Origin of the sequence: Parafannyhessea sp. (genome assembly GCF_051876455.1) — a bacterium.
Lineage (GTDB): Bacteria > Actinomycetota > Coriobacteriia > Coriobacteriales > Atopobiaceae > Parafannyhessea.
Map to the genome: position 1 here is coordinate 2,374 of NZ_JBJEHW010000117.1, position 11,235 is coordinate 13,608.

At 68.2% G+C, this 11,235-nt stretch carries 12 protein-coding genes; 6 read left to right on the forward strand and 6 right to left on the reverse strand.

Annotated features, from left to right (window positions below):
• The first annotated feature begins 66 nt into the window (after positions 1-66).
• The 4 genes from ACI38Z_RS05320 (at position 67) to ACI38Z_RS05335 (ending at position 3,573) form a co-directional block, all read left to right on the forward strand.
• Positions 67-666 carry a hypothetical protein gene (locus tag ACI38Z_RS05320; protein WP_439789151.1) on the forward strand — a complete coding sequence of 200 codons (600 nt, stop codon included), beginning with the start codon at positions 67-69 and terminating at the stop codon, positions 664-666.
• 168 nt (positions 667-834) lie between these two features.
• Positions 835-2,274, forward strand: a complete 1,440-nt coding sequence (gene amrA / locus ACI38Z_RS05325; protein WP_439789153.1) for an AmmeMemoRadiSam system protein A — start codon at positions 835-837, stop codon at positions 2,272-2,274.
• Positions 2,271-3,161: an AmmeMemoRadiSam system radical SAM enzyme gene (gene amrS / locus ACI38Z_RS05330; RefSeq protein ID WP_439789155.1), complete on the forward strand. Its 891-nt coding sequence runs from the start codon at positions 2,271-2,273 to the stop codon at positions 3,159-3,161. Before amrA ends, amrS begins: the two co-directional genes overlap by 4 nt.
• Positions 3,162-3,297: 136 nt before the next feature.
• Positions 3,298-3,573, forward strand: coding sequence for a GNAT family N-acetyltransferase (locus ACI38Z_RS05335; RefSeq protein WP_439789157.1), 276 nt, complete (start codon positions 3,298-3,300; stop codon positions 3,571-3,573).
• Positions 3,574-3,583: 10 nt separating this feature from the next.
• Here ACI38Z_RS05335 and ACI38Z_RS05340 read toward each other — a convergent pair whose 3' ends face one another.
• From ACI38Z_RS05340 to ACI38Z_RS05350, 3 genes are all read right to left on the reverse strand, one after another.
• Positions 3,584-4,825, reverse strand: coding sequence for a hypothetical protein (locus ACI38Z_RS05340; protein WP_439789158.1), 1,242 nt, complete (start codon positions 4,823-4,825; stop codon positions 3,584-3,586).
• Between the two features lie 160 nt (positions 4,826-4,985).
• Complete coding sequence (gene pgi / locus ACI38Z_RS05345; protein ID WP_439789159.1) at positions 4,986-6,680, reverse strand: glucose-6-phosphate isomerase; 1,695 nt, start codon at positions 6,678-6,680, stop codon at positions 4,986-4,988.
• A gap of 164 nt (positions 6,681-6,844) precedes the next feature.
• Complete coding sequence (locus ACI38Z_RS05350; protein ID WP_439789160.1) at positions 6,845-7,399, reverse strand: hypothetical protein; 555 nt, start codon at positions 7,397-7,399, stop codon at positions 6,845-6,847.
• A gap of 122 nt (positions 7,400-7,521) precedes the next feature.
• On the opposite strand from ACI38Z_RS05350, the gene trxA reads away from it, so the two are divergent.
• Together trxA and ACI38Z_RS05360 are read left to right on the forward strand one after the other, a co-directional pair.
• Positions 7,522-7,839, forward strand: coding sequence for a thioredoxin (gene trxA, locus ACI38Z_RS05355; RefSeq protein WP_439789162.1), 318 nt, complete (start codon positions 7,522-7,524; stop codon positions 7,837-7,839).
• A gap of 81 nt (positions 7,840-7,920) precedes the next feature.
• Positions 7,921-8,625, forward strand: coding sequence for a phosphatase PAP2 family protein (locus ACI38Z_RS05360; RefSeq protein WP_439789163.1), 705 nt, complete (start codon positions 7,921-7,923; stop codon positions 8,623-8,625).
• Here the strand turns inward: ACI38Z_RS05360 and ACI38Z_RS05365 are convergent.
• The 3 genes from ACI38Z_RS05365 to ACI38Z_RS05375 form a co-directional block, all read right to left on the reverse strand.
• Positions 8,588-9,061, reverse strand: coding sequence for a metallophosphoesterase family protein (locus ACI38Z_RS05365; protein ID WP_439789164.1), 474 nt, complete (start codon positions 9,059-9,061; stop codon positions 8,588-8,590). The two genes, ACI38Z_RS05360 and ACI38Z_RS05365, sit on opposite strands and share 38 nt — an antisense overlap.
• A 67-nt stretch (positions 9,062-9,128) precedes the next feature.
• The gene (locus tag ACI38Z_RS05370; protein ID WP_439789165.1) at positions 9,129-9,866 is read right to left on the reverse strand and encodes a LytR/AlgR family response regulator transcription factor; all 738 of its coding nucleotides are present in this window, start codon (positions 9,864-9,866) and stop codon (positions 9,129-9,131) included.
• 84 nt (positions 9,867-9,950) lie between these two features.
• Positions 9,951-11,228 (reverse strand): sensor histidine kinase, encoded by a 1,278-nt coding sequence (locus tag ACI38Z_RS05375; protein ID WP_439789166.1) that lies wholly within the window; start codon positions 11,226-11,228, stop codon positions 9,951-9,953.
• Between the last annotated feature and the right edge of the window lie 7 nt (positions 11,229-11,235).

Consider the following 11,235-nt stretch of genomic DNA (forward strand, 5'->3'; position numbering starts at 1 on the left):
CGCCCCAGGGCGGGCCGCGTCCCGTTTGCGCTACCATTGCCGAGTCACACAACACGGAGGTGTCGCATGTCCAAGAAGAGCAAGAACCGCGCCAAGCAGGCGGCGCGCATCAGCGCGAAGGAGCACGAGCAGGCCCATCGCACCACCGCCGAGGAGGACGCCCGCAAGTACGGCGACGTGCTCTTCTCGGCCTCGTACTACCTGGACGAGGCAAGCGCGGACAACGCCGCGGAGCTCTATGGGTCGGGCCACGTGCGCGACCTCTGCCTCGTGGCGCTCGTGGTGGGCATGGTCATGCTCGTGGTCAACTTCATGGTGGGCTTCAACATCGTGGTGTTCTGCATCGCGCTCATCATGGCGATCTCCGGCGCCACGGCGTCAGGCAACTGGAAGTCCGTCACCATGTGGGCGCTCATGGGCACCAACCTGGGCGACTCCAAGGAGGACCTCAACCGCCACAACGTGGTCACGCCCACGGAGGTCATCGTGGAGGGCCCCGGCCCGGAGGTCGCGCGCTACCCGCTCAAAAGCCTGCGGCACGTGCGCCACAACGAGCACGGCTGCCTGGCCACGTTTGGCAAGGCGCGCGTGGCGTACTTCCCCGCCGGCCAGATGAGCGTGAGCCGCCTGCGCGAGCTGGAGCAGTTCCTGGAGCAGCAGCGCTAGACGCCGCGCGACCCCGCGCCGCCAGCCGTCCGCAGCCCGGAGCCCATGCCTACGACGCCGCAGGCTGGGTAAGAATGTGGTGACTGGCACCAAGATTGAGCGCCATGCACAAGGCGCGCGATGCCCACGTGGTGTCGCGCGCCCTTTTTGGCGCGGGGAGAAGGACGTATGGCCATCGTCGCAGCGTTTGCGGTACCGCACCCGCCACTCATCATCCCGGCCGTGGGACGCGGGAGGGAGAGGGGCATCGCGTCCACCATCGAGGCGTACCGCAAGGTGAGCCGCCAGATCGTGGAGCTCGACCCCCAGACCATCGTGCTGTCCACGCCGCACTCCATCATGTACCGCGACTACATCCACGTGTCGCCCGGCACGCACGCGCACGGCAGCTTTGCGCAGTTTGGCGCGCCTGAGGCCGCCTACGACGTCGACTACGACGCCGCGTTTGCCACGTCCCTTGCGGCTGCCTGCGACGCGGACGGACTCTCCGCCGGCACCGCGGGCGAGCGCGACCCGTCGCTCGACCACGCCACCATGATCGCGCTCCACTTCATCCAGGCGGCGTACCGCGAAGCGCAGAGGCCCGCAAGCTTCAAGCTCGTGCGCATGGGAATCTCGGGCCTCTCGCCCGCGGAGCACTACCGCATGGGCATGCTCGTGCAGCGCGTGGCCGACGTGCTGGGCCGCCGCGTGGTCTACGTGGCCTCGGGCGACCTCTCGCACAAGCTCAAGCCGGACGGCCCGTACGGCTTCGCGCCGGAGGGGCCCGAGTTCGACAAGCGCGTGTGCCACGACTTCGAGACCGCCGACTTTCTTGACCTGCTGACCATGGACCGCGGCTTTGCGGAGCGCGCGGCCGAGTGCGGCCTGCGCAGCTTCCAGATCATGGCGGGCGCCCTTGACCAGACGGACGTGACGCCGCGGCTGCTCTCGTACGAGGGGCCGTTTGGCGTGGGCTACGGCGTGGCCTCGTTCTATCCCAAGGGCAAGGAGCGCGCGGACGCGAGCCGCGACTTCCTGACCGCCTACGAGGACTTCCACCGCAAGCAGATGGCCGACCGCAAGGCCGCCGAGGACCCGCTCGTGCGCCTGGCACGCCTGGCGCTCGAGACCTACGTGCGCACGGGCGAGCGCCTGGGCGAGAAGGACGTGCCCTCCAAGCTGCGGGCCGAGCTCGAGGACGCGGCCCCCAAGGGCGCGGCCGGCTGCTTTGTCTCGCTCAAGAAGGACGGCGAGCTGCGCGGCTGCATCGGCACGATCGCGCCGACCAAGCCCACGCTCCGTCAGGAGGTGCTGAGCAACGCCGTGGCCGCCGGCGCGCACGACCCGCGCTTCTCGCCCGTGAGCGAGGACGAGCTACCCGAGCTGGTGTACGACGTGGACGTGCTCTCCAAGCCCGAGCCCATCCGCGGTCCCGGCCAGCTGGACACCAAGCGCTACGGCGTGATCGTGAGCACGCGCGACGGCCGGCGCGGGCTGCTCCTGCCCGACCTGGACGGCGTGGACACCATCGAGCAGCAGGTGCGCATCGCCGCGCGCAAGGGCGGGATCGACCTCGACCGCGACGACTGGCAGCTGCAGCGCTTCGAGGTCGTGAGGCACACATGACGGCAGACGGCGGCAAGGTCGCGGCGGGCACGGCCACCTGCGACGTCTGCCCGCGGCACTGCCGGCTTGCCGAGGGCGCGACGGGGTTCTGCCGCGCCCGCGCGTGCCGGGGCGGCCGCGTGGTGGCCGCCAACTACGGGCGGCTCACGTCCATCGCGCTCGACCCCATCGAGAAGAAGCCCATCGCGCGCTGGAAGCCGGGCTCCACGGTGGTCTCCGTGGGGAGCTACGGCTGCAACCTGCGTTGCCCCTTCTGCCAGAACTGGCAGATCTCGCAGGCGGGCGCCGCTGACGTGCCGTGGCGCGAGGTGACGCCCGAGGAGCTTGTCGACCTGGCCGTTGGCGAGCGCGGGCGCGAGGAGGCCCGCGGCAGGCAGATGGCAGGCATCGCGTACACGTACAACGAGCCGCTCGTGGGCTGGGAGTACGTGCGCGACTGCGGCCGACTCGCGCACGAGGCCGGCCTCGCCAACGTGCTCGTCTCCAACGGGTGCGCCGAGCCGCGCGTCGTGGACGGGCTCGCGCCCCTGCTGGACGCCGCCAACATCGACCTCAAGTCCTTCTCGCCCGCGTTCTACGACGAGTGCGCCGGGGTCGTGGGCACGCTCGACGACGTCAGGCACACGATAGAGACGCTCGCCGCGACGCCCACCTGCCACCTGGAGGTCACGACGCTCGTGGTGCCGGGCATGAACGACTCCGCCGCGCAGATGCGCGAGCTGGCGCGCTGGCTGCGCTCCGTGGACCCCAGGATCGTGCTCCACGTGACGCGGTTCTTCCCACGCTGGCACCTGACCGACCGCGACGCGACGCCGCGCGAGACCGTCTACCAGCTGGCTGACGTCGCGCGGGAGGAGCTGCCCTGCGTTCTGACGGGCAACTGCTGAGCGCGCCGTCGGCGAGCGGCGGACGAGAATAGCGTCCTACGTAGTTGGGTATACAGAATTCATATGCAAACCTGCCAAGGGGTCGCGGGGCGATATGCCTCGCGGCTCCTTCCTTACACACAAAGGGGGCTCACACATGATCTTTCAAGTGAACGACAACAACGTCGAGTTCCTGGGCGATGACGACGACGTGAAGGGCGAGGTCGACTTCACGGACGCCGGTGACGGCGTCATGGACATCACGAAGACGTACGTCGCGCCGTCCGAGCGCGGCATGGGAACGGCCGGCCTGCTCATGGGCCGCGCGGCCGCGCACATCAAGTCGATGGGAAAGAAGGCGCGGCTCTCGTGCAGCTATGCCAAAGACTGGTTCAAGAAGCACCCGGAGTACCGCGACCTCGTGGTGGAGTAGCGACCGCGGCCTAGCGGCCGGCCGGCTTGGGAAGCCGGCGCGAACCAACCCATTCCCACAGCGTCAGGGCCCTGCCTCCCTCCTGGGAGGTGGGGCCTTCGCATGTCTCGCGCACCTGGTCGTTGTAGGCGGGGATCCACACGAAGTGCCCGTTGAAGCGCATCGGCCGGCCCTGGGCGTCCAGATACCTGCCAGTCTGGTCCACGACGTGGTCCAGGAGCGTGAGGTGGACGTCGGGCGCACCCATCGCGCGCAGGCGCCGGAAGTTGGGAATCGCGGTCCTGTCTGGGTCCACGATCGGGTCGTCCTTGGAGTGGACGAACCAGAGCGGCGTGCGCGCGAGCGCGCGGAACTCAGCCTCCGTGGCAAGGTCCTCGTTCCACGGCGCGCAGAGCGCGATGCCCGCGGCAAAGTAGCCGGGATAGTCCGCAATCAGGCGGCAGGTCATGAAGCCGCCGTTGGAAAGGCCGCCCACATAGACGCGGCTCCGGTCCACGTCCGGGTGCGCCGCGACCACGGAATCTACCAGCTGCCTGAGGGCGACGGTGTAGCGGCTCCGGTTGTCGTCCTCCATCATGCCCGAGCCGGAGTCCATCCAGTACGTGGGCGAGGCGGGCACCAGCACGTAGGCGGCCCCGCCCAGCTCGCGCTGTATGCGCGGCAGCCCCAGCGCCGTGACGCGGTTGGCCATGACGGAAAGCCACGGGTCGTGCGCCTCGCCCGCGCCATGCAGCCAGAGCAACAGCGGCGTGCCGCCACGCCCCGCCTCGCGCCCCGCCGCCTTGGGCGAGAAGAGCGCGTAGCGCATGTAATAGCCGTCAAAGGTACCCGAAAGGCCGAGGTCCCAGCCGTCGAGCGCGGGACACCGGTCGCCCGCGGGCTCGTCGAAGGTCACGCTGCCCACGGGGCCCGACTGCGTGACGCAGAACCCGCGCCTCACCCTGAAGGATCCCATGACGTTGCCGCCCACGGTGCGCGTCGCCTCGCATTCGGGCAGCTCGAGCGCCACGTAGGACGCGGTCTGGAGCGCGGAGGTCGCGCCCTCCCCCACGGGTTCGCCCGCGGCGTCGCACGCGAACGCGCGGAGCACGGGCACCGCGATCCCGTCCGTCGTGCCGTCGGCGCGCGAGCGCACCTCGAACGCGGTCGCGGCGAGCAGGCCGCGGTCGACGGGGGTCGGCTCCTCCAGCATCAGGAGCCGCACGTAGGGGCCAAGGTCCGCGACCTCCGTGTACGTGACGTAGCGTGCCATGCGATCCTCCCGCCCGGCGCCACGGGCACATGGCCCGCGGGCGCCTCAGACAACCGATAGAAAGGGGGCCTCCGACACCCCAGTGGCATCGGAGGCCCAGCATGCGCTCCTGGGGAGAAGGACGCGTCCTTCTCGCCCCGGCCTTACGCCCTCTTACGCCCTACCTGCGGTGCGCGCGGTAGTACGCGATGAGCGCCTTGGTGGAGGCGTCCTGCTTGGCGAGGGCCTCGTCGTCGTGGAAGGCAGGGGTTATCTGCTTGGCAAGCTGCTTGCCCAGCTCGACGCCCCACTGGTCGTAGGAGTCCAGGCCCCAGACCGTGCCCTCGACGAAGGTAATGTGCTCGTACAGCGCGATGAGCTCGCCCAGCGCGTGCGCGTTCAGCGTGTCGCCAAAGATGGACGTGGTGGGACGGTTGCCCGTGAAGACGCGGGCCGGGACCATCCACTCGGGCGTGCCCTCGGCGCGGACCTCGTCGGCAGTCTTGCCAAAGGCAAGGGCCTTGGTCTGCGCGAGGAAGTTGCCCAGGAAGAGCTCGTGCACGTCCTGGTCGCCGTCCTTGGTGGGGTTGGCGGTGTTGGCGAACGCGATGAAGTCCGCGGGGATGAGGCGCGTGCCCTGGTGGATCAGCTGGTAGAAGGCGTGCTGGCCGTTGGTGCCGGCCTCGCCCCAGAAGATCTCGCCGGTCTTGGTCGTGACGGGCGTGCCGTCCCAGCGCGTGGACTTGCCGTTGGACTCCATGGTCAGCTGCTGCAGGTACGCGGGGAAGCGGTGCAGGTACTGGTTGTAGGGAAGCACCGCGTGGCTGGCGGCCTTGAAGAAGTTGACGTACCAGACGTTGATGAGGCCCATGAGGGCGACCACGTTCTGCTCGAGCGGGGTCTCGCAGAAGTAGGTGTCAAGGTCGTGGAAGCCGGCCAGGAAGTCCTTGAACATCTGCGGGCCGAACGCGATGATGAGCGACAGGCCCACGGCCGCGTCGACGGAGTAGCGGCCGCCGACCCAGCTCCAGAAGCCGAAGGCGTTGGACGGGTCGATGCCGAACTTCTCCACGAGCTCGAGGTTGGTCGAGACCGCCACGAAGTGGTGCTTGACCGCGTCTGCCACGGAGGCGTCGGAGCCGTCGATGGCGCCGGACGCCTTGAGGCCCTCGAGCAGCCAGGTGCGAGCCTCGCGGGCGTTCGTCATGGTCTCGAGCGTGGTGAACGTCTTGGAGACGATGATCACCAGCGTGGTCTCGGGGTCGAGGCCCTTGACCTTCTCGGCCATGTCGTTGGGGTCGATGTTGGAGACGTAGCGCACGGAGATGCCGGCGTCGGCGTAGGGCTTAAGGGCCTCGTACACCATGACCGGGCCGAGGTCGGAGCCGCCGATGCCGATGGAGACGACGTTCTTGATGGGCTTGCCCGTGACGCCCTTCCACTCGCCGGAGCGGACGCGGTCGGCAAACGCGTACATGCGGTCGAGCACCTCGTGCACGTCCTTGACGCAGTCCTGGCCGTCCACGATGAGCTTGCCGGCGTCGGACGCGGGGCGGCGCAGCGCGGTGTGGAGCACGGCGCGGTCCTCGGTGGTGTTGATGTGCACGCCGTTGAACATGGCGGTGCGACGCTCCTCGAGGCCGACGGCCTTTGCCAGCGCGACCAGGAGCTTGACGGTCTCGTCCGTCACGAGGTTCTTCGAGAGGTCGAAGTGCAGGTCGGACAGGTCGAACGAGAGCTTCTTCACGCGCTGCGGGTCGCTCGCGAACCAGCCCTTGAGGTTGATCCCGGCCTCCTGCAGCTTGTCGTAGTGGGCCTGGAGGGCCTTCCACTCCGGGGTTTGGGTTGCATCGATGGGTGCGGGTACGTCTGGCATGAGCGCTCCTTTGCATGACTCCAAGCAAGACAGGGCCGCAGCAAGCCATGTGCGACCCACATACAGTTTTATTTTACCCCGCTCGCCGAAAAATGCACCACCGGGATATAGCGCGGGCGAGAAGAACGCGGGCCCTCGGCAGAGGCACGCCCGTGGAGCGCGACCTAGATGGGCTCTCCCAGCGGCGGCACGCGCTTGAGGCGCGCCCACATGATCTGCTTCTGCTTGGGGTCGCCCAGCGCCGCCTCGAACCCGCCCAGGTTGAGGAAGCGCATGCCCAGCACGTCGGCCACCACGCCGGGCGCGAGCATGGCGCAGGCAAAGTCGGGCAGGCTCGCGAGCTCGTCCGCGTAGGCGTCGCGCAGGACGTTGGTCGCGGCCTCGTCGCAGGCGATGACCGTGGCGGGGTCGAGCGTCGTCACGGCAAGCCGCACGAGGTCGCGGCCCACGGGCTCGCCGGATTCGAGCGTGCAGGCAAGTGCGACCCAGTCCTCGGGCGCGTAGCCGAGCGCCGCGAGCGACTTGCGCAGCGCGGTCCCGTCCGCGCCCGACAGCGGAGGCGCCCCGTTCCTCTCGCCCTCGTTGGGCTCGCCCTTCACAAAGAGCACGGGCGAGAAGGTATGCCCCGCCATCACGAGGCCGCGCCGGGCGAGCTCGGCCACCTCGGCCCTGGCCTTTGCCACGTACGCCGCGCGCCGAGACTCCCTTTCCGACGGCATCGCGCCTCCATCCACCACGGTTTCTTCGCATCTGATTCTAGCGCCGCAAGCACGCGAGATTTGGGTATAAGCGACGCAGAGACAACCTGCGTGCGAAGGCACGCCACTACGAAGGAGCAAACATGGCAAAGGCAATCACGTCGGCGGACTTCGACTCCGTGCTCGCCTCGTCCGACAAGCCCGTGCTGGTTGACTTCTGGGCATCCTGGTGCGGCCCGTGCCGCGCGCTGAGCCCCGTGGTCGAGCAGGTCGGTGACGAGATGGCGGACAGGCTCGCGGTCTACAAGTGCAACGTGGACGAGGAGGGCGACCTCGCGCAGAGGTTCCAGATCGTGTCCATCCCCACGCTCATCCTCTTCAAGAACGGCAAGCCGGTCCACACGCTGATCGGCAACATGCCCAAGGCGGACCTCGTGAAGGAGCTCGAGGCCAACCTCTAAGGCAGGGTAAAGACTCGGGCGGGCGTCCTGCGGGCGCCCGTTTTTTGTTGGTGCGGGACGCAAGCGACAAGGGAGACCGGCATGGCGGACGGGCAGACGGGCGCATCGCGGGCACGTGGAGTGCTCGCGCGCATCAGGAGGGAGCGGGGCGTGCTCATAGGGGCCGCCGCGGTCATCGTCTTCATCTGGCTGCTGTTCGAGATAGAGGAGAAGGACATCTTCCGCCTCGACGCGGCCGCCTACTACCTCATCGTGGTCAACATGCGCCAGCCGTGGCTCACGCCCATCATGCGGACGCTCTCCGACCTCGCGACGCCCATCGTGCTCGTGGTGATGCTGCTCATGGTGGAGGAGTTTGCCCCCGGCAGGCGCCCCGGCCTCTGCGCGGCCGTCAACCTGGTGCTCGCCACCCTGCTCAACCAGGGGCTCAAGTACCTGATCCAGCGTCCGCGCCCGGCGGGCTACCGCCTTGCCACGGTGAGCGGCTACAGCTTCCCCTCGGGCCACTCCATGGCCGCGATGGCGTTCTATGGGCTGCTCATCTGGATGGTCTGGCGCTACGAGAAGGACGAGTTCGTCAAGTGGCTGGGCGTCCTGGGATTTGGCGCCGTCATCGTGCTCGTCGGGTTCAGTCGCATCTACCTGGGCGTGCACTACGCGTCCGACGTGCTGGCCGGTTTCTGCGCGTCCATTGCGTGGCTCGCGGTCTACACCAAGCTCGTGGCGCCGTACCTCATGGGGGAGCCCGCTAGCCCCAGCTCAGGTCCTTCTCGTCCAGCTCGATGATCTTGGCGCTGACGATCTTGCCGTCCTCCGCGATGATGCGGCCCATGGTGGGGCCGCCCGCGCGCGGGAAGGTGGGGCTGCCGGGGTTCATGACGAGGACGCCCGTACGCTCGTCGCGCGTGACGAAGGGGCGGTGCGTGTGGCCGCAGATGGCGACCTCGCAGGTCTCGAGGTCGAGCCGCTCGCGGTAATGGCAGACCTCCCAGCGCAGCCCCGCGGAGAAGAACCGCACCATGGGCGTGACGAAGGTGTCGTACTCGAAGCCCCAGTCGTTGTTGCCCTTGCAGGCGTAGGTGAAGGCGATCTTGTTGAGGGCCTGGTAGTCCGACTCGGAGCAGATGTCGCCCGCGTGGACGATGAGGTCGGCGCCCTGGAGCTGGTCCAGGAGCTCCTGGGAAAGATAGCCGTGCGTGTCAGAGATGATGTCGAAGCGCATGTGTCTGGTCCTTCTCCCCCACGCGCGCCCGCGCCGGGGCGCGGTGCGCGTGGAGATCAGCGTGTCGCTACAACCCGAGCGCGCGCTTGAGGGGCACGACGCGGCGGCGCGAGACGGGAATCTTCTTGTCCTCCATGCCCTTGATGCCCAGCTGCAGGATGCCGCTGGAGATGACCTCCACGTCCTCCACGTGGTCGAGGTTCACGATGTAGCCGCGATGCACGCGGAAGAACCCGTGCGGGGTGAGCCTCTGCTCGAGCTTTGCGAGCGAGATGGTCGAGAGGTAGCGGTCCTGCTCCGTGTAGATGCAGGAGTAGTCGTCCTTGGCCTCGATGTAGAGGATCTGGTCCACCGGGACGAGCACCTTGCGGCCGCCCTTCTCCACCGGGATGCGCTCCTGCGAGGGGTGGTTCGTGGCGGCGGGCTTTGCGGCGGCCTCCACCTTGTCGAGCGCGCGGTTGAGGCGGTCGGTCTCGACGGGCTTCATGAGGTAGTCGACGGCATCCACGTTGAACGCCTCGAGCGCGTACTCGCTGTAGGCGGTCACGAACACCACGCAGGGTGGGTTCTTGAGCTTGTGGAGCGCCTCCGCCAGCTGCATGCCGGACGTCTTGGGCATCGAGATGTCCAGGAAGATCACGTCGATGCGACGGTCGGAGCCCTCCTTGCTCTTGACGAGGGACTCCACCGCCTCGCGGGCGTTGCGCGCCTCGCGGATGAGGTCGACGCGACCGGTCTCCTCCAGCAGGTACTTGAGCTCAGAGCGGGCGGGCGCCTCGTCGTCCACGATAAGTGCGTTCAACAATTGATATCACCCAACTTTCCGGACCGCATGGTTCTGATCCTGCGGCGCCAGGTTCGTCGGGCGCCGCGCTAGAGTCAACGTTCACTATTCTATCCGAGCGTCGTGCTCTTTTGGTGCGACGTTGGCAAGGCGCAGCGTGACGACGGTTCCCTCGCCCACCTTGGACATGATCTCGAGGTTGGAGTTGCCGCCGTAGAAGCGCCTCAGCCGCTCCGCCACGTTGCGCAGCGCGATGCCCGTGCCCTTGGGGCTCTTGCTCGAGTCCTGCGAGGAGCGCTCGAGCAGGCGGTCCGCCACGTCCTCGCTCATGCCAAGGCCGTCGTCCGCCACGGCGATGAGCACGTCGTCGCCATCGGTCACCACCTGGATGTCGATGGAGAGCGGGCCCTCGTCGCGCATGGCGTGGCGCACGGCGTTCTCCACGATGGGCTGCACGATGAAGCCCGGGACCATGACCTTCTCGCACCCCGGCTCCACGGACTCGCTCTCCAGGATGCGGTCCTCTCCAAAGCGCGCCTTCTCGATCTTGAGGTAACGGCGCGTCTGCTCCAGCTCCTCGGAGAGCGGGATGAGCGACTGCGAGCTCTCGAGCGTGTGGCGGTAGAACGAGGAGAACTCGCGCAGCAGGTCGCGGGCCTTGGTGGGGTCCGTGCGCGTGAGCGACGCGATGGTGTTGAGCGTGTTGAAGAGGAAGTGCGGGTTGATCTGGGCCTGGAGCGCCTTGACCTCCGCGCGGGCCGTGAGCTCCGCCTGGCGGTCGAGCTCGTAGGCGGACAGCTGCGTGGAGAGGAGCTCGCCAAAGCCGCGCGCGATGGTGAGCTGCGTGCGGTCGATCGCGCTGCCGTTGTTGTACAGGAAGCCGATCGTGCCGACGGTGTGCTCCTGCACCACGAGCGGGACGACCACGCCGACGGGGTACTCCTTCTCGTGCGACACGTAGCCCCCGTCGTCCGCGGCGTCGCGCCAGTCGCTGTCCCTGTCAAACGAGAAGGTCTGCATCCTCCCGCTGGAGATGACCTCGGAGGTGGAGGGGCCGATCCTGTCGCCCACGCGCACGCTGATGCGGGCCTCGTCCCCGCCCACGACGGCGAGGTACTCGCAGTCGTCCGACATGACGATGGCCGCGGCCGTGGTCTCGGGCAGGAGCAGCTGGCCCACCGCCGTGCAGTTCTCCGTCGTGAGGCCGCCGTTCATGTGCTTGAGCACGGAGGACGACACGCGCAGCATGCGCTCCGTCGCCTGCGAGCGCAGGTCCTCCGGGACGAGCAGCACCACGCTCCCGCCGATCACGATGTCCACGGCCAGCCCGGCGCCCGCCACGACGGCCGCAATCAGGTTCGCGGTGATGAGGCCCCAGGTCAGGAGCCAG